Origin of the sequence: Streptomyces sp. NPDC004126 (genome assembly GCF_050275515.1) — a bacterium.
Taxonomy (GTDB): Bacteria; Actinomycetota; Actinomycetes; order Streptomycetales; family Streptomycetaceae; genus Streptomyces.
This window is the reverse complement of the sequence record NZ_JBNNPF010000009.1, coordinates 198,105-213,450: the sequence shown is the minus strand read 5'-3', so window position 1 is coordinate 213,450 and position 15,346 is coordinate 198,105. Positions and strand designations below refer to the sequence as shown.

The following is a 15,346-nucleotide window of genomic DNA, read 5'->3' as shown; positions in this document are numbered from 1 at the left end:
GGGCTGTTTATAGCCTCGCCGGCGTTTGAGGCGCGGGGGTCTGGGGGCGGAGCCCCCAGGGGGTCCGGGGCGCAGCCCCGGGGAACGGGCGAAGTGGGGGTCCCCCCGGACGGAGTCTGGGGGAGGGTAGGGGAACAGCCCCGCAGGGCCGGCGCCCCGCCGCGCGGCCACGGCACGGCCCCGCCAGGCAACGGCAGGGGACACGCGACACGGAACCACCCAGGAGGGGAACCGTCATGCTCGACCACCTCATCCGCGGAGCGACCGTCGTCGACGGCACCGGCGCCCCCGGATACGTCGCCGACGTCGGGATCAAGGACGGCCGCATAGCCGTCATCGCCCAGCCGGGCGGCCCGGCGCAGCCGGCCCGTACCACCGAGGACGCCACCGGCCTCGTCCTCACCCCCGGCTTCATCGACCCGCACACCCACTACGACGCCCAGCTCTTCTGGGACCCCTACGCCACCCCCTCCATGAACCACGGCGTCACCACCGTCGCCGGCGGCAACTGCGGGTTCACCCTCGCGCCCCTCAACCCCGACCGCCCCGAGGACGCCGACTACACCCGCCGCATGATGAGCAAGGTCGAGGGCATGGCCCTCGCCGCGCTCGAAGAGGGCGTCGACTGGTCCTGGTCCACCTTCGGCGAGTACCTCGCCGCCCTCGAAGGCCGCATCGCCGTCAACGCCGGCTTCATGGTCGGCCACTGCGCCCTGCGCCGGCACGTCATGGGCGAGGACGCCGTCGGCGGGCAGCCCACCCCCGCCCAGATGGAGCAGATGCTGGCGCTCCTCCACGAGGCCATGGACGCCGGCGCCTGGGGGCTGTCCACCACCCAGTCCTCCACCCACTCCGACGGCGCCGGCGCCCCCGTCGCCTCCCGGCACGCGAAACCGGCCGAGCTCCTCGCGCTGTCCCGCGCCGTCGGCGAACACGAGGGGACCCAGCTCGAAGCCATCGTCGCCGGCTGCCTCGACCAGTTCTCCGACGACGAGATCGACCTCTTCGTCGAGATGAGCGCCGCCGCCGGCCGGCCCCTCAACTGGAACGTCCTCACCATCGACGCCGCCGTCCCCGAACGCGTCCCGCGCCAGCTCGTCGCCAGCGAGCGCGCCCGCAAGTCCGGCGGCCGGATCGTCGCGCTGACCATGCCGATCCTCACCCCCATGAACATGTCCCTCGGCACCTTCTGCGCGCTCAACCTCATCCCCGGCTGGGGCGAGGTCCTCGCCCTCCCCGTCCCCGAGCGGATCGCCAGGCTCCGCGACGCGGACGTCCGCGCCGAGATGCTGCGCCGCGCCGACAGCAAGGAGGCCGGGGTCTTCCGGCGCCTCGCGAACTTCGGGCGGTACGTCATCGGCGACACGTACAGCAAGGAGAACGAGGGGCTCAGCGGGCGCGTCGTCGGCGACATCGCCGCCGAACGCGGCCAGGACGCCTTCCACTGCCTCGTCGAGATCTGCGCGGGCGACGACCTGCGCACGGTCCTGTGGCCGATGCCCACCGACAACGACCCCGCCACCTGGGCCCTGCGCGCCGAGACCTGGCAGCACGAGGACGTCATGCTCGGCGGCTCCGACGCGGGCGCCCACCTGGACCGGATGTGCGGGGCCCCGTACACGACCCGGTTCCTCGGCGACTGCCTGCGCGGCCGCCGGCTCGTCCCGCTGGAGCAGGCGGTACGGATGCTCACCGAGGACCCGGCCCGGCTGTTCGGGCTGCGCGAGCGCGGCCGGATCGCCGAGGGCTTCCACGCCGACCTGGTCCTCTTCGACCCCGAGCGCATCGACGCGGGCCCGGCGACCCTGGTCCACGACCTGCCCGGCGACAGCCCCCGGCTGGACGCGCGGGCGATCGGAGTGGTCTCCGTACGCGTCAACGGCGTCGAGACCATCCGCGACGACGAGGTGACCGGCGCCGTCCCGGGGATCGTGCTCCGGTCCGGCCGCGACACGAGGACGGTGAGCACCCGATGACGCGCCTGTACATCGGCGGCGAGTGGGTCGAGCCCGACGGCGGCCACTACGAGGTCGTCAACCCGGCCGACGAGTCCGTCGTCGGCCTGGCCCCCGAGGCCTCCCGCACCCAGGTCGAGGAGGCGTGCCGGGCCGCCGCCGAGGCCTTCGGGACGTGGTCCCGTACGGCCCCCGAGGAACGCGCGGCCATCCTCGACCGGGCCGCGGACGTCATCCAGCGGGAGTTCGAACCGTGGGCGGCCCTGGCGCAGGCCGAGACCGGCGCGCCGACGGGCATCGCCCGCGGCATGCAGGTCGGCGTCGGCGTGTCCCGCTTCCGGCGGTACGCGAAGGGCGCCCTGGAGCCGGTGGAGAAAGGGCTCCCGCCGCAGGTCACCGAGGCCGGCCCGATGGGGAAGGCGTCCGTCCTGGGCGCGCTGGAGGTCCGCCAGCCGGTCGGCGTGGTCACCTGCGTCACCTCGTACAACAACCCGTGGGCGAATCCGGCCGGCAAGGTCGCCCCGGCGCTCGCCATGGGCAACACGGTGGTGGTGAAGCCCGCCCCGCAGGACCCGCTGTCGGTGTTCAGGATGGCCGAGGCGCTGCACGAGGCGGGCGTCCCGGCCGGGGTGGTGAACGTGGTCTCCGGGGCCTCGGTGGAGGTCGGCGAGGCGGCGGTGGACTCCCCGTACGTGGACATGGTCTCCTTCACCGGCTCCACGGGCGTCGGGCAGCGCATCGCCGAGGTGTGCGGGCGGTCCATGAAGCGGCAGCTGATGGAGCTGGGCGGCAAGGGCGCGGCGGTCGTCTTCGGGGACGCCGACCTGGACGCGGCGGTGATGGGGATCGGCACCACCTTCTCCTTCTACAGCGGCCAGATCTGCACCGCGCCCACCCGGGTGATCGTCCACCGGTCGGTGTACGAGCCGCTGGTGGAGAAGCTGCGCGGCTACCTGGCCTTCATGAAGGTCGGCGATCCGGGCGAGCGGGGCACGGTGGTCGGCCCGGTGATCTCGGCGGCGCACCGCGACCGGGTGGAGTCGTACGTGGAGCTGGGCCGCAAGGAGGGCGCGCGGATCGCCTTCGGCGGCGAGCGCCCGGTGGTCGGGGACGGCCGGGGCTTCTACGTGGCGCCGACGCTGCTGGTGGACTGCACGAACGACATGCGGGTGGTGCGGGAGGAGATCTTCGGCCCGGTGGTGGTCGTGGTCCCGTTCGACGGGGACGAGGAGGAGGCCGTCCGGCTGGCGAACGACAGCGACTTCGGGCTGATCAGCTACGTGTGGTCGGGGGACTCCGCCCGCGCCTTCCGGGTGGCGCGCAGGCTGCGGTCGGGCGGGGTCGGGGTCAACACCGTCGGCCGGAACATGGAGGCCCCGTTCGGCGGGTTCAAGCGGTCGGGGGTCGGGCGGGACGTGGGCTCGTACGCGTTGCACGCGTACAGCGAGGTGCAGTCGGTGGTCTGGACGACGTGATGACGACGTGATTCCGTAGGTCGCGCCGGGAGCCTGCCGGGGCCGGTCACGGGCCGTCCGGCAGGGTTCACGGGGTGCAGTCGTTCGGGGGTCTGGGGTGGGTTCCGGGGGCCCCGAAAATTGGCACGGGAAAGTTTTGAAACGGACAAATGGGGTACTCCTGCGGTTTCCGCATTCCGGAACACCCGTCTCGATGCCTCTCGAACCGTGGATGGGTGCCTGAGTGAACCTTGTATTGCCAGTTCATGAACGGATCTGATCTTCGTAATCCAAGGAATTTAGCCCTGTGAATTACTGGACTTAAGTCTTCCGGATCAGGAAACCGCAGCATCTACCGTCCTGTCCCATGACACAGCTGGACACGCGGCCTCGGGTCGGAGACACGGTAAGCGGCGTCGCCGAGGGCGGCGCCGAGAACGCGGCCGGGACCGGGAACGCGGGCGACGTCCGCGGCAAGGGCCTCGGCAAGGGCTCCGTGGGCCTCATGGGCAGCGCCGTCATCGGCATCTCCACCGTCGCCCCCGTCTACTGCCTGACCTCCACCCTCGGCTCCACCGCCGGCGAGGTCGGGGTCCAGATGCCCGCCGTCTTCCTGGCCGGCTTCCTCCCGATGCTCCTGGTGGCCTTCGCCTACCGCGAGCTCAACAAGGCCGTGCCGGACTGCGGCACCTCCTTCACCTGGACCGTCAAGGCCTTCGGCCCGCGGATCGGCTGGATGTGCGGCTGGGGCCTGGTCATCGCCACGATCATCGTGCTGTCCAACCTGGCGGGCGTGGCCACCTCGTACTTCTGGCTGCTGGCCGGCGAGATCACCGGCAACCCGTCGATCGCCGCCCTCGACGACAACAAGTTCGCCCACATCGCCACCTGCCTGACGCTGATCGCCGTCGCGACCGCCATCAGCTACCGCGGCATGACCGCCACCAAGGGCGTCCAGTACACCCTCGTCGGCCTCCAGCTCGTCGTCCTCGCGGTCTTCGTCGCCATGGCCCTCCAGAAGGCCTCCGCCGGCACCTTCGACACCGGCATGGACTTCTCCTGGGAGTGGATGAACCCCTTCGCGGTCGAGTCCATGGGCGCCTTCACCGCCGGACTCTCCCTCTCGATCTTCATGTACTGGGGCTGGGACGCCTGCCTGGCCACCAACGAGGAGACCACCGGCTCCGCCAAGACCCCCGGCCGCGCCTCCCTCATCGCCATGATCGTCCTCGTCGGCTCCTACCTGGCCACCGGCATCGCCGCCCAGATGGCCGTCGGCTCCGGCGCCGAAGGCCTCGGCCTCGGCAACGCCGAGACCTCCGGCAACGTCTTCGCCGCCCTCGCCGGCCCCGTCATGGGCCCCGTCCTCGGCATCCTGCTCTTCGTCGCGGTCCTGGCCTCCGCCGCCGCCTCCCTGCAGACCACCTTCATCCCGGTGGCGCGCACCGTGCTGGCCATGTCCACCTACGAGGCCCTGCCGCCCTCGTACGCCAAGGTCCACCCCAAGTTCAAGACCCCCGGACGCGCCACCGTCATGGCGGGCATCGCGACCGGCGCCTTCTACACGGTGATGACCCTGGTCAGCGAGAACGTCCTCACCGACACGATCTTCGCGCTCGGCCTGATGATCTGCTTCTACTACTCGCTGACGGCCTTCGCCTGCGCCTGGTACTTCCGCGGCGACCTGCGCCGCTCCGCCCGCGACCTGTTCTTCAAGGGCGTCTTCCCGGTCCTGGGCGGCCTGCTGCTCGCCGCGGTCTTCTTCAAGACCCTGACGGACGCCTGGGACCCCTCCTACGGCTCCGGGTCCGACGTCCTCGGCGTCGGCAGCGTCTTCGTCATCGGCGTCGGTCTGCTCGCCCTCGGCCTGGTCGTCATGTTCGTCACCGAACGCCGCAGCCCCGCCTTCTTCCGCGGCCAGGTCCTGACGAAGTCCACCCCGGCCCTGGTGGTGGAGGACTGACCGCCTGACCGCCTGACCGCCTGTGCCCGTCGTGTCATGGCCCGCGGCCCCGGATCGATCCCCCGATCCGGGGCCGCCGGCGTACGCGGGCCCGGGTCATCCGATGCGCGGAACGGGCGGGCCCGGCGGTGACCCGGGACGCGGGGAGGTCGTTGGGCGGGGCATGAAGGCAATGAAGCGCACCCTCACCGCCCTCGCCCTCACCGGCGGAGCCGCACTCGCACTCACCCCCCTCACCGCCCACGCCGCCGGCGGGGGCGAGGGCGCCACCCTCGGCGGGCAGCCCCCGGTCAAGCGCGTCGTCGGCATCGTCGACCACCCCGGCCAGGCCGTCCAGGACACCCGCACCGCCGTGGCCATCACCGGCGCGGCCGTCGGCAGCGCGACCAACTCCACCAACAGCTCCCTCGCGGGCGCCGGCAGCGCCCTGGACGCCGGCGTCCCCGACGCCCCCAAGGTGAAGGGCTAGGGGGCGCCTCCCGGCGGTCCCTCAGGCGGCCGCCGCCCCTACGACGCCCGCGTGGACCGCGTGCAGGGCCGGGGCCGGGGCCGTGGCCTCGTCGAGCACGGCCTCGGCGAAGGCGGCCGGGCTGATCCGGCCGTCCGCGTCGGCGGGCGCGTACGCGTAGCCGCCGGCGGGGGCGTCATCGTGGGTGCCGTCGTGGGTGCCGTCGTGGTCGAAGTCCCCGGCCGGGGACAGCACCGCCCAGTCCAGGGCCTCCGGGGCGGCGGCCCGCAGCGCCTCGGTGCCGGCGCCGTGGCCGACGTAGAACTCCCGCCACTCCTGCGGGTACCCGGGGGTGTCCATCAGCGGGGTCCCGTCCGCCGTCGGCAGTACGGAGGCCAGCCCGACCGACACCAGCCGCCGCACCCCCGCCCCCGGCAGCCCCGCCGCCATCGCCCGCGCCACGGCCGGGAAGAACTCCCCGGGCACTGCCTGCGCGTCGTACACCGACACCACCGCCGCGTCGTGCCCGGCCGCCAGCCGCGCCACGTCCGCCGCCGAGGTCACCTCCCCGTCGGCCCGCCCCACCGCCGTCACCTCGACCCCGCGCGCCCGCGCCGCCGCGACCACCGCCCGGCCGACGCGGCCGGTGGCGCCGAAGACGATGAGGCGGGTGCTGTCGGTCTTGCCGTTGCTGTTGCTGTTCGTCATGCCGGCGAGCGTAGGGAAGGGGGTGGTTACCGATCGGATACCGGCCTACGGTGGCGATCATGACGCAGCCGCCCCTGGACCCCGACATGTTCGACCCCGTCTGCCCCTCGACGCTGGTGCCGTTCCGCGTCGGGGACAAGTGGGCCCCCCTGCTCCTGCGCTGCCTCGAAGACGGCCCGCGCCGCTTCTCGGAGCTCAAGGTCCCCCTGCGGGGGATCACCGCCAAGTCCCTGACGCAGTCCCTGCGCGGGCTGGAGCGCGACGGCTTCGTGGTGCGCGAGGAGCCGGGCGGCTACGCCCTCACCGTGCTCGGCCGAGGCCTGCTCGGGCCGCTGGACGCGGCGTGCGAGTGGACGCGGGAGCACTGGGACGAGCTCATCGACGCCCGGGAGGCGGGACTCGCCGCCCGGGCGTCGGACGCTCAGCCCCAGGTACGGGAGCAGAGCACGAGCCGGTAGCCGTCGGGGTCCTCGACCGTGACGCCGTACTCGTCCCAGTACGGGTTGTGCGAGGGCACCCGGGTCCCGCCGCACTCGACGAGACGGGCCACGAGCTTCTCGTCGGGGGCCTCGCCGAGGTAGACGACGAACAGGTCGTCCACGGTGGGGGAGGGCTCGACCGGGTTGTCGGGGTCGAGCGTCAGCTCGAAGTGCCACCCGCCCCCGGCGGGCCCGACCATCAGCAGGTCGTGCTCCCCGGGCACGCGCTCGGTGCTCCGCCACACGACGTCGAGCCCGAGCCCGTCGACGTAGAACCGGTGGGCGGCCTCCAGGTCCTTGGAGGGCCGGGCGACACGGATGTGGGTTTGTGTGTTGATCATGCGAGGAGCGTAATCGCCCGCATAATCGGCGGGTGATCAAGGCTGAGAGCGTACGTACCGACCGGCTGGACCTCGTGCCCCTGCGCGTCGGGCACGCCGAGGAGATGGCCGTCGTGCTGGGCGATCCCGCCCTGCACGTGTTCATCGGCGGTGAGCCCGAGGGCGTCGACGAGCTGCGTGCCCGTTACGTGCGGTGGGACGCCGGGTCGCCGGATCCGGCCGTCTCCTGGTGCAACTGGGTGGTGCGGCTGCGGGCGGAGGGGTGCCTGGTCGGCACCGTTCAGGCGACCGTCGGGGGCGGCGGCGCCGAGGTGTCCTGGGTGGTGGGAACGCCCTGGCAGGGCCGGGGCATTGCCGCCGAGGCGGCTCGGGGGCTGGTCGCCTGGCTGCGGGAGCAGGGGCTCGCCAAGGTCGTCGCGCACGTCCACCCCGACCACGCGGCGTCGGCCGCCGTCGCCGCCGCGGCCGGCCTCGCCCCCACCGACCGGCGGCAGGACGGCGAGGTCCGGTGGGAGGGCTAGCGGGGGCCGAGGAGGCAGAACTCGTTGCCCTCGGGGTCGGCCATGACCGTCCAGTGGATCGCTGACGGGTCGAAGCCGGCGCCGGTGGGGTCCTGGGCGCCCAGTTCGCGCAGCCGCGCCGCCTCCGCCTCCAGGTCGTCGCCCTTGTAGGGGGCGACGTCGAGGTGGACGCGGTTCCAGCCGCTCTTGGGGTCGGGGGTGCGGACGAACTCCAGGTAGGGGCCGACTCCCTTGGCGGACCGCAGGGTCGCCTGGGTGTCGGTGACCTCGTGCACCGTCCAGTCCGTGACCCGGCCCCAGAAGTCGGCCATCGCCCGGGGGGCGGCGCAGTCGACGACCACGGCGGCGATCGGGCCGGTGTCCCGGTAGACCTCGCGGGGTTCCAGGACGCAGAACTCGTTGCCCTCCGGGTCGGCCATGACCGTCCAGGGGACGTCGCCCTGGCCGACGTCGGCGAGGGTGGCGCCGAGGCCCTTCAGACGGGCGACCAGCTCCGCCTGGTGGGCGGCCGAGGTGGTGGCCAGGTCGAGGTGCACCCGGTTCTTGACCGTCTTGGGTTCGGGGCGGGCGATGATGTCGACGTAGACGAACGCGGGGTCGGGGTAGGTGTAACCGGCGGGTTCGAGGTTGGTGACCCCGGGCCCCTCGCTGTCGATGCCCCAGCCGAGGGCTTCCGCCCAGAACCGGCCGAGCGCGGCGTCGTCGTGGGCCTTCATGTTGATCTGTACGAGTCTCGTCGTCATGCGGCAGATCCTAAGATCCGCCGCCTTCGCCGAGAGCCTTGGCCCAGCCGGGTGCGCGGCGGCACCCGTAGGTGTCGTCCGGCGCGACACCGGTCGCGGGCGGTGCGCAGGATGGGATTCCCGGCGGGACGGGGGAGGCGAGGCGGTCCGGCCACAGTTGAGGGAGCCTCCATGCCCGGTCGCCCCGCGCGCGCCACCGTACCGATCGGCCTCGTCGCCGCCGCGCTGTGCCTGACCGCACCGGCGACGGCCGCCGCGCCGGCCGCCGCGCCGACGGCCCGGCAGGCCGCCGTCGTCGTCCACAGCCGCACCGTCCAGCTCCCGCTGGACGGGACGTTCGAGGAGAGCGGTGCCGAGCCGATCCACCTCACCGGCAGCATCCGCGTCCGGGTCGTCACCCGGACGACCGCAGGGGCAGGGGGCACCGCGCAGATCACCAGCACCCTCTTCGGCACCACCGGAACCGGCGAGGACACCGGCGCCCGTTACCGCTTCGCCGGTACCGACATCGCCCTGCGCGCCCTTCCTCCCAATCCGGTCACCCCGGTCGAAGTCACGCCGCGCTTCCTCAAGTTCTATCCCCCGGACCCCGTCCTGCCTCCGCACCCGGTCTTGCCTCCGCACCCGGTCCGGCCCGTGCTCGTGCGGGCCGCCATCGCCGCCGACGGCTCGGTCGGGGCGGTCACCGCGGAGGTCGCCGGGGACGGGCCGGATCCCAACCCCTGACCGGCGTCAGGCCCCGGACCGCTCCGCGGCGCTGCGTTCCACGCAGAACTCGTTGCCCTCCGGGTCGGTCATGGTCGCCCAGCCGGTGCCGTCCGGGTTGCGGTGGTCGCCGGAGAGGGTGGCGCCGAGGGCGGTCAGGCGTTCCACCTCCTCGTCGCGGGTGCGGTCCTGCGGCTGGACGTCGAGGTGGACCCGGTTCTTCGCCGCCTTGCCCTCGGGGACCCGGATGAACAGCAGGTCGCCGCCGGTGGTTTCGACCAGTACCTCGGGGTCGCCGGGCTGGTCGCCTTCGCCGAGCTTGCCGTCGAGGGCGGCGATCCAGAACTGCGCCAGGGCGTAGGGGTCGGAGCAGTCGAAGGTCACGTGTCGCACGAGAGATGCCATGGCGGCACTATCGATCAAGCTCCGGCCCCTGTCCATCACTTATGTACGAGGATGTCACTTCCGCCAGAACAGGTGATGGATCACGCTGCCGCCCGGGCTGGGGACGACGTCCAGGTGGAAGCGGTCGAGCAGTTCGTCCGGCGACTTCCACAGCCGCGTCCCGGAGCCGATCTCGATGCCGGGGGAGACCGCCACGTGGAGGCTGTCGACGAGGTCGGCGTCGAGGAACTCGCGGATGGTGGAGGCCCCGCCGCCGAGGCGTACGTCCTTGCCCTGCGCGGCCTCCTTCGCCCGCGCGAGGACGGTGGCCGGGTCGGCGCCGGTGAAGTGGAAGGTGGTGTCGGAGAGGCTGAACGAGGGCCGCTCGTGGTGGGTCATCACGAACACCGGGGTGTGGAAGGGCGGCTCGTCGCCCCACCAGCCCTGCCACTCGTGGTCCTGCCAGGGTCCGCGCTGGGGTCCGAACTTGTTGCGGCCCATGATCTCGGCGCCGATGTTGTTGGCGAAGTCCCGGGTGAGGTAGTCGTCGAGGCCGCGGCTGCCGCCGGGATCGGTGCGGTTCGGCCAGCTCGCGGTGGCCCCGGCCCACGCGAACATGGCCCCGGGGTCGGCGTCGCCGAAGGGCCGTTCCAGGCTCTGGTTCTCGCCCGCGCCGAACCCGTCCCGCGAGACGTTGAAGTTCTGCACTCTCAGCAGCTGCTGCCGCGCCATGGTCTGTCTCCTCCTCCGTGTACGGACGAGGACTGAGACTGCACGGGCCGGCGGAACTCATCGCCCGCCGACACGCGGATTCTCCTACGGGGTCTGCTCGGGCTTGGTGTGCAGGATCTCGCGGGCCTGGTCGGCGGCGCGGACGATGCTCTCGGAGACGAAGTCGACGAAGCGGCCGATGTTCTCCAGACGGGTGGCGGCGGGGGTGTTGCGGCCGAGGACGCCCACGCCCTTGCGCGCGGTCTCTGCGAGCAGGGCGGTGGAGCGGGCGCTGGCCATCATCGACTCGTACCAGACGTCGTCGTCGACGATGTAGCGCTCGCGGCGGCGTTCGTCGCGTTCCCGGCGGATGAGGCCCTGGCCTTCGAGCAGCGCGACCGCCTTGGAGATGGAGCCGGGGCTGACCTGGAGCCGCTGGACGAGTTCGGACGCGGTGAGGGTGCCGGAATCGGCTATGTAGAGGGCGACGAGGACCTTGGCCGTCATCTTGGGCAGGCCCGACTGGATCAGGACGGTCGCGAACATCTCCTCGTACTCGGCCACCGCCTCCGGGTCGCGGCCGTGGGCCTGTGCGGGGGCCTGGGGCCCCCGGGGCGCGGCCTGCTTGCGGCGGTGGGTGCGGTGTTCGGTGGCGCGCTGGGCGAGGTCGGCGCGGTAGCCGGCGGGGCCCCCGTTGCGCATGACCTCGCGGGTGACCGTCGAGGTGGGGCGGTCGAGGCGCCTGGCGATCTCCGCGTAGGCGAGGCCGTCGGCCACTCCCAGTGCGATCTGCTGGCGTTCCTGCGGGGTGAGCCTGCCTCCCGGCATGTGCGGTCTCCTTCGCGCTGCTGTTGCTGCCGGGCCCAGCGTAGCGTTCAAATCCAATCTGTTGCAACGGAAACGGAGCTGTCGTTGCATTAGATTTAGGCACGGTGCAACGATATTGCGGGTCTGACCTGCGCTGATATGGATTCTTCGCAACGAAGTCGTTGCTCGACTGGTGAACGCGACGTAGCGTTCAGGTCATCGGAAACAGCGAGCGACACAAACCCGAAGGAAGAGAAACCATGCAGAACTTCGCCACCACCACCGCCATCGCCACCATCCTCGACGTCCCCGCCGGCGCCGTCCGCTTCATCGCCACCGACCGCGCCGACACCACCGTCGAGATCCTCCCGGCCAACGCCGGCAAGAGCCGCGACGTGAAGGCCGCCGAGGAGACCACCGTCGACCTCCGGGACGGCGTCCTGCGGATCAACACCCCGCAGAAGAACGAGGCGTTCGGTGCCTCCGGCTCCGTCAGCGTCACCGTCCAGCTGCCCGCCGGGTCCAGCGTCCAGGCCAAGACGGCCTCGGCCGAGTTCACCACCACCGGCCGCCTCGGCGACGTCTCCCTGGAGAGCGCCCACGGCACCGTCAAGCTCGACGAGGCCGCCGGTACCCGCATCGCCCTCGCCGCCGGCGACATCACCGTCGGCCGCCTCACCGGCTCCGCCGACATCCACACCCAGAAGGGCGACCTGACGATCGGTGAGGCCACCACCGGCACCGTCACCCTGCGCACCGAGCACGGCGACATCACCGTCGGCGCCGCCCGCGGCGTCTCCGCCACCCTCGACGCCGGCACCTCCTACGGCCGGATCAGCAACGCCCTCCAGAACGCGGGCGGCGGCGACACCCTCACCATCCACGCCACCACCGCCGCCGGCGACATCACCGCCCGCACCGTCTGACCCGCCACCCGCCCCGCACCGCCCCGAACCGCACGCCCCCACGCCCGACACCCCGAGGAGCACACCACCATGTCCGTCACCACGCCGAACGACCGCACGCAGCAGCTCCAGAAGGCCGTGGAGGAGATCGCCGCATCCGGCAGCTGGGCCGGGATCCAGGTGCGCGTCAACGACCCGGACGGCGAACGGGTCGCCTCCGCCGGCGTCGCCGAGCTCGGTGGGAACACCGCCCCGCGGACCGACGGCCACTTCCGGATCGGCAGCAACACCAAGACCTTCACCGCGACCCTCGTCCTCCAGCTGGTCGCCGACGGCCGGATAGCCCTCGACGGCACCGTCGACGACTACCTCCCCGAGTACGGGATCGACCGCCGCATCACCGTCCGGATGCTCCTCCAGCACACCAGCGGCCTCTTCAACTTCACCGGCGAGTACTACGAGGACGGCACCATCGCCCCGGGCATCGACTGGGAGGGCCAGGCGTGGGTGGACAAGCTCTTCCACACCTACGAGCCCGAGGAGCTCGTCCGGTTCTCCCTCTCCAAGCCCGCCCGCTTCGAGCCGGGCACGGACTGGAGCTACGCCAACACCAACTACGTCGTCCTGCGGCTCCTGGTCGAGAAGGTCGCCGGCCGCCCCTTCGCCGAGGAGATGCAGGAGCGGCTCCTGACCCCGCTCGGCCTGACCGGCACCGGCATCCCGGGCGCCTCGCCCGAGATCGCCGAGCCGCACGCCCACGGCTACTACACCTACCAGGACGGCGAGGAGTGGAAGACGGTCGACGTCACCCGCGCCAACCCCTCCTGGATCTCCGCCGCCGGCGACATGATCTCCACCACCAAGGACCTCCACACCTTCTTCTCCGCCCTGATGCGCGGCGACCTCCTGCCCGCCGACCTCCTCGACCAGATGCGCAGCCCGCACACCAAGTTCGCCTACGGCCTCGGCCTGATCGTCCAGGAGACCGAGTACGGGACGCTCTACACCCACAACGGCGGCTTCTGGGGCTGGGGCGCCCTGATGTTCAGCTCCCCCGACGGCCGCACCACCCTCACCGCCTCCCTCACCACGGGCGACGCGCGACTCGACCTCGCCAAGGCGGCGGAGGCCTTCGCGGCGGTCCAGCAGTCCCTGCTCGCCGAGGCGTTCGGCGCCTGAGCGCCGGGAAAAGCAGGTGCGGCGGCCCTCAGGGGCCGCCTAGCTTGATCCGGATGAGCAGCGACTATCCATTCGCGGACGGGTACAACCTCGTCTGGGACCTGACCGGATTCGGTGACGCGGACGAAGAGATAGTCGAGTCCGTGTCCCTCACCCGGGACCAGTTCCTCAAGATCCGGCACCTCTTCGTGCTGGGCGACGACCCCTGGATGGTGAGCGGCGAGTACCGCGTGGCGCCGAGCATCTGGGCACACGTACGCGGCGCCGTGCCGGGTGTCCGGTTCCAGCGCGATGCCGACTACTTCCTCGGCGCCCGTCAGGCCCTGCCTGACGGGCGCTTCTGGCGTCCGGCCCCTGGCGTGGCGGCGCCGGGCCCGATCCCGCCGCCCTAGCGGGTGACCCCGCCGAGGAACGCGGTCCAGGTGGCGGGGCTGACCGCCAGCTCGGGGCTCGCGGAGAGCTTCGAGTCCCGGACGTGGACGGTGTCGGCGCAGGCGGCGACCTCGACGCAGTCGTCGCCCTGGCTTCCGCTGTAGGTGGACTTGTGCCAGGAGAGGGCGACCTCGACGCAGCTGTCGCCCTGGCTGCTGCTGTAGCTGCTCTTGAACCAGTGGAGCTGATGGCTGTTCACAGGGAGCCTCGCAATCGCATCAACAGGCCCGCAGTGTCTGCGGGATTGAGGGCCTGGATGCGAAGTTTCGCATACTGCTGGTGGAGGTCGCTTACGGCCTTTGGGTCGGAGATGACCTGGCCATACTTCTGGCCTTCGCTGTAGCCCAACCACTCGTGCTCGTGCGATTCAAGGAGCTGAAAGGGGCCGTCGGTGCCGGCGTGTTCCGGACTAACCGTCGGCATGAGCTGGATGTCTACGTTGGGCAGCTGAGCGCATTGCAGCATGTGGTCGATGAGGCTGCGCGTCACGTCGGAGCCACCTGTCCGGCGCTCGATGACTGTCTGCTCGATGATGAAGCTGAAAGTGGCGTACGGGACGCGGGTCAGCACCTTCTGACGGTCCAGGCGCAGCGTGATCCGATCTTCCGCCTCGTGTGAAGTCAGCCTGGGCGGGACGTTCTCGATCTGCGCCCGCGCGTAGGCCTCGGTCTGCAACAGCCCCGGAACCGACCTGCACTCGTACGTGTTGAGCGCGACTGCCGTCTCTTCCAGTTCGGCCCACCGCCTGAACCACGAGGCGAGCCCGCGCCTCCGCGTCATCTGTTTCGCTGCGATCTGGATGACTCCGAAGGTGTTCAGCACCTCCTCCGCCTTGTTCACGAACTTCGCGGACGGATGTCGACGCCCCTGCTCCACGGACGCCACGTACTGCACCGAGTAGCCGACCCGCGGCCCGAACTGCTCCTGAGTCAGATCCGCGCGTTTGCGGGACGCCTTGAGCATGTCCCCGAAGTGCTTCAGGTCGGGATCGGGTTCCACCTGGTTGTCACCGTTGCTGCCCTCGCCAGCCGTCATCACGGTCACCTCCCGATTAATCATGCTCACGGTCGGTGACTGCGCTTGTCCAGTCACTGGACTACTACAGTTCAACAGTAGTAGTTGCTTTGCTGGGAACTCCCCTGCCCACACGGGACGTTCTAGCCATGACGACTGCCCCCGGCCACCCCCAGGCCTTCGTACGCGTGTTCACTCAGCGTTTCAGCTGCACCCCCCGCGGCGCCCGCCTCGCCCGGCAGCTGGCCCTCGTTTCGCTGCACGACTGGGGCGTCCCCGAAGGGACGGGGCTCTCCGGCGACGCCGGGCTCCTCGTCGCGGAGCTCGCCTCCAACGCCGTCACCCACGGCCGCGTCATCGGGCGGGACTTCGAGCTGCGCATGACCCTGCTGGAGGGCGTCCTCCGCCTGGAGGTGTCCGACCCCCGGCGGGACCGGCGGCCCGCCGTCCAGCCTCATGCCTACCAGGCGGAGTCCGGGTACGGGCTGCGCATCGTGGACGCCCTCGCGACCGACTGGGGGGTCATGGACCGGATCATCGGCAAGACCGTCTGGGCGGAGCTGGCCCGCTAGGGGCGGTGTCACACGTGGCGGCTAC

Annotated in this window: 19 protein-coding genes; 11 read left to right on the top strand and 8 right to left on the bottom strand. The window is 71.6% G+C overall.

Annotated features, from left to right (window positions below; translation table 11 throughout):
- Positions 1–116 precede the first annotated feature (116 nt).
- The 4 genes from ACQKM2_RS11870 to ACQKM2_RS11855 all read left to right on the top strand — a co-directional run bounded on the left by ACQKM2_RS11870 (position 117) and on the right by ACQKM2_RS11855 (position 5,841).
- Positions 117–1,976 carry an N-acyl-D-amino-acid deacylase family protein gene (locus ACQKM2_RS11870; RefSeq protein ID WP_427708669.1) on the top strand — a complete coding sequence of 620 codons (1,860 nt, stop codon included), beginning with the start codon at positions 117–119 and terminating at the stop codon, positions 1,974–1,976.
- Positions 1,973–3,430, top strand: a complete 1,458-nt coding sequence (locus tag ACQKM2_RS11865; RefSeq protein ID WP_427708654.1) for an aldehyde dehydrogenase family protein — start codon at positions 1,973–1,975, stop codon at positions 3,428–3,430. The genes ACQKM2_RS11870 and ACQKM2_RS11865 overlap by 4 nt, the downstream gene beginning before the upstream one ends.
- Positions 3,431–3,776: 346 nt before the next feature.
- Positions 3,777–5,372 (top strand): APC family permease, encoded by a 1,596-nt coding sequence (locus ACQKM2_RS11860; protein ID WP_427708652.1) that lies wholly within the window; start codon positions 3,777–3,779, stop codon positions 5,370–5,372.
- Between the two features lie 163 nt (positions 5,373–5,535).
- Positions 5,536–5,841: a hypothetical protein gene (locus tag ACQKM2_RS11855; protein WP_427708651.1), complete on the top strand. Its 306-nt coding sequence runs from the start codon at positions 5,536–5,538 to the stop codon at positions 5,839–5,841.
- A gap of 21 nt (positions 5,842–5,862) precedes the next feature.
- Here ACQKM2_RS11855 and ACQKM2_RS11850 read toward each other — a convergent pair whose 3' ends face one another.
- The gene (locus ACQKM2_RS11850; protein ID WP_427708649.1) at positions 5,863–6,528 is read right to left on the bottom strand and encodes an NAD(P)-dependent oxidoreductase; all 666 of its coding nucleotides are present in this window, start codon (positions 6,526–6,528) and stop codon (positions 5,863–5,865) included.
- A 59-nt stretch (positions 6,529–6,587) separates the two neighbouring features.
- On the opposite strand from ACQKM2_RS11850, the gene ACQKM2_RS11845 reads away from it, so the two are divergent.
- Positions 6,588–6,986 carry a winged helix-turn-helix transcriptional regulator gene (locus ACQKM2_RS11845; protein ID WP_427708647.1) on the top strand — a complete coding sequence of 133 codons (399 nt, stop codon included), beginning with the start codon at positions 6,588–6,590 and terminating at the stop codon, positions 6,984–6,986.
- On the opposite strand, the gene ACQKM2_RS11840 is transcribed toward ACQKM2_RS11845, so the two are convergent.
- On the bottom strand, positions 6,950–7,348 hold the full coding sequence (locus tag ACQKM2_RS11840) for a VOC family protein (protein ID WP_427708646.1): 399 nt from the start codon (positions 7,346–7,348) through the stop codon (positions 6,950–6,952). The two genes, ACQKM2_RS11845 and ACQKM2_RS11840, sit on opposite strands and share 37 nt — an antisense overlap.
- Before the next feature lie 32 nt (positions 7,349–7,380).
- Between ACQKM2_RS11840 and ACQKM2_RS11835 the strand changes: the two genes are divergently transcribed.
- On the top strand, positions 7,381–7,869 hold the full coding sequence (locus ACQKM2_RS11835) for a GNAT family N-acetyltransferase (RefSeq protein ID WP_427708645.1): 489 nt from the start codon (positions 7,381–7,383) through the stop codon (positions 7,867–7,869).
- Here ACQKM2_RS11835 and ACQKM2_RS11830 read toward each other — a convergent pair.
- On the bottom strand, positions 7,866–8,612 hold the full coding sequence (locus ACQKM2_RS11830; protein ID WP_427708643.1) for a VOC family protein: 747 nt from the start codon (positions 8,610–8,612) through the stop codon (positions 7,866–7,868). The genes ACQKM2_RS11835 and ACQKM2_RS11830 overlap by 4 nt on opposite strands.
- A gap of 171 nt (positions 8,613–8,783) precedes the next feature.
- On the opposite strand from ACQKM2_RS11830, the gene ACQKM2_RS11825 reads away from it, so the two are divergent.
- Positions 8,784–9,338 carry a hypothetical protein gene (locus ACQKM2_RS11825; protein WP_427708641.1) on the top strand — a complete coding sequence of 185 codons (555 nt, stop codon included), beginning with the start codon at positions 8,784–8,786 and terminating at the stop codon, positions 9,336–9,338.
- A gap of 6 nt (positions 9,339–9,344) precedes the next feature.
- Here ACQKM2_RS11825 and ACQKM2_RS11820 read toward each other — a convergent pair whose 3' ends face one another.
- From ACQKM2_RS11820 to ACQKM2_RS11810, 3 genes are all read right to left on the bottom strand, one after another.
- Positions 9,345–9,722, bottom strand: a complete 378-nt coding sequence (locus ACQKM2_RS11820; RefSeq protein ID WP_427708639.1) for a VOC family protein — start codon at positions 9,720–9,722, stop codon at positions 9,345–9,347.
- A 54-nt stretch (positions 9,723–9,776) separates the two neighbouring features.
- A complete protein-coding gene (locus ACQKM2_RS11815; RefSeq protein WP_427708637.1) occupies positions 9,777–10,433 on the bottom strand; it encodes a dihydrofolate reductase family protein in 657 nt (218 codons plus the stop codon).
- 84 nt (positions 10,434–10,517) lie between these two features.
- Positions 10,518–11,240: a helix-turn-helix domain-containing protein gene (locus ACQKM2_RS11810; protein ID WP_427708635.1), complete on the bottom strand. Its 723-nt coding sequence runs from the start codon at positions 11,238–11,240 to the stop codon at positions 10,518–10,520.
- Positions 11,241–11,479: 239 nt separating this feature from the next.
- On the opposite strand from ACQKM2_RS11810, the gene ACQKM2_RS11805 reads away from it, so the two are divergent.
- The 3 genes from ACQKM2_RS11805 (at position 11,480) to ACQKM2_RS11795 (ending at position 13,695) form a co-directional block, all read left to right on the top strand.
- Complete coding sequence (locus ACQKM2_RS11805) at positions 11,480–12,145, top strand: DUF4097 family beta strand repeat-containing protein (RefSeq protein ID WP_427708634.1); 666 nt, start codon at positions 11,480–11,482, stop codon at positions 12,143–12,145.
- A gap of 69 nt (positions 12,146–12,214) precedes the next feature.
- Positions 12,215–13,303 (top strand): serine hydrolase domain-containing protein, encoded by a 1,089-nt coding sequence (locus ACQKM2_RS11800; protein ID WP_427708632.1) that lies wholly within the window; start codon positions 12,215–12,217, stop codon positions 13,301–13,303.
- A gap of 53 nt (positions 13,304–13,356) precedes the next feature.
- The gene (locus ACQKM2_RS11795) at positions 13,357–13,695 is read left to right on the top strand and encodes a hypothetical protein (RefSeq protein WP_427708631.1); all 339 of its coding nucleotides are present in this window, start codon (positions 13,357–13,359) and stop codon (positions 13,693–13,695) included.
- Here the strand turns inward: ACQKM2_RS11795 and ACQKM2_RS11790 are convergent.
- Both ACQKM2_RS11790 and ACQKM2_RS11785 read right to left on the bottom strand, forming a co-directional pair.
- The gene (locus tag ACQKM2_RS11790) at positions 13,692–13,934 is read right to left on the bottom strand and encodes a DUF397 domain-containing protein (RefSeq protein ID WP_427708630.1); all 243 of its coding nucleotides are present in this window, start codon (positions 13,932–13,934) and stop codon (positions 13,692–13,694) included. The two genes, ACQKM2_RS11795 and ACQKM2_RS11790, sit on opposite strands and share 4 nt — an antisense overlap.
- A complete protein-coding gene (locus ACQKM2_RS11785) occupies positions 13,931–14,770 on the bottom strand; it encodes a helix-turn-helix domain-containing protein (protein ID WP_427708667.1) in 840 nt (279 codons plus the stop codon). Before ACQKM2_RS11785 ends, ACQKM2_RS11790 begins: the two co-directional genes overlap by 4 nt.
- Before the next feature lie 128 nt (positions 14,771–14,898).
- Between ACQKM2_RS11785 and ACQKM2_RS11780 the strand changes: the two genes are divergently transcribed.
- Positions 14,899–15,321: an ATP-binding protein gene (locus tag ACQKM2_RS11780; RefSeq protein ID WP_427708628.1), complete on the top strand. Its 423-nt coding sequence runs from the start codon at positions 14,899–14,901 to the stop codon at positions 15,319–15,321.
- Positions 15,322–15,346: the final 25 nt, after the last annotated feature.

Bases quoted from the DNA above. Each gene is read 5' to 3' on its own strand.
- ACQKM2_RS11840 (WP_427708646.1), bottom strand. From the start codon at position 7,348: ATGATCAACACACAAACCCACATCCGTGTCGCCCGGCCCTCCAAGGAC.
- ACQKM2_RS11855 (WP_427708651.1), top strand. From the start codon at position 5,536: ATGAAGGCAATGAAGCGCACCCTCACCGCCCTCGCCCTCACCGGCGGA.
- ACQKM2_RS11815 (WP_427708637.1), bottom strand. From the start codon at position 10,433: ATGGCGCGGCAGCAGCTGCTGAGAGTGCAGAACTTCAACGTCTCGCGG.
- ACQKM2_RS11805 (WP_427708634.1), top strand. From the start codon at position 11,480: ATGCAGAACTTCGCCACCACCACCGCCATCGCCACCATCCTCGACGTC.
- ACQKM2_RS11825 (WP_427708641.1), top strand. From the start codon at position 8,784: ATGCCCGGTCGCCCCGCGCGCGCCACCGTACCGATCGGCCTCGTCGCC.
- ACQKM2_RS11820 (WP_427708639.1), bottom strand. From the start codon at position 9,722: ATGGCATCTCTCGTGCGACACGTGACCTTCGACTGCTCCGACCCCTAC.
- ACQKM2_RS11845 (WP_427708647.1), top strand. From the start codon at position 6,588: ATGACGCAGCCGCCCCTGGACCCCGACATGTTCGACCCCGTCTGCCCC.
- ACQKM2_RS11795 (WP_427708631.1), top strand. From the start codon at position 13,357: ATGAGCAGCGACTATCCATTCGCGGACGGGTACAACCTCGTCTGGGAC.
- ACQKM2_RS11785 (WP_427708667.1), bottom strand. From the start codon at position 14,770: ATGACGGCTGGCGAGGGCAGCAACGGTGACAACCAGGTGGAACCCGAT.
- ACQKM2_RS11780 (WP_427708628.1), top strand. From the start codon at position 14,899: ATGACGACTGCCCCCGGCCACCCCCAGGCCTTCGTACGCGTGTTCACT.
- ACQKM2_RS11800 (WP_427708632.1), top strand. From the start codon at position 12,215: ATGTCCGTCACCACGCCGAACGACCGCACGCAGCAGCTCCAGAAGGCC.
- ACQKM2_RS11865 (WP_427708654.1), top strand. From the start codon at position 1,973: ATGACGCGCCTGTACATCGGCGGCGAGTGGGTCGAGCCCGACGGCGGC.
- ACQKM2_RS11810 (WP_427708635.1), bottom strand. From the start codon at position 11,240: ATGCCGGGAGGCAGGCTCACCCCGCAGGAACGCCAGCAGATCGCACTG.
- ACQKM2_RS11850 (WP_427708649.1), bottom strand. From the start codon at position 6,528: ATGACGAACAGCAACAGCAACGGCAAGACCGACAGCACCCGCCTCATC.
- ACQKM2_RS11860 (WP_427708652.1), top strand. From the start codon at position 3,777: ATGACACAGCTGGACACGCGGCCTCGGGTCGGAGACACGGTAAGCGGC.
- ACQKM2_RS11830 (WP_427708643.1), bottom strand. From the start codon at position 8,612: ATGACGACGAGACTCGTACAGATCAACATGAAGGCCCACGACGACGCC.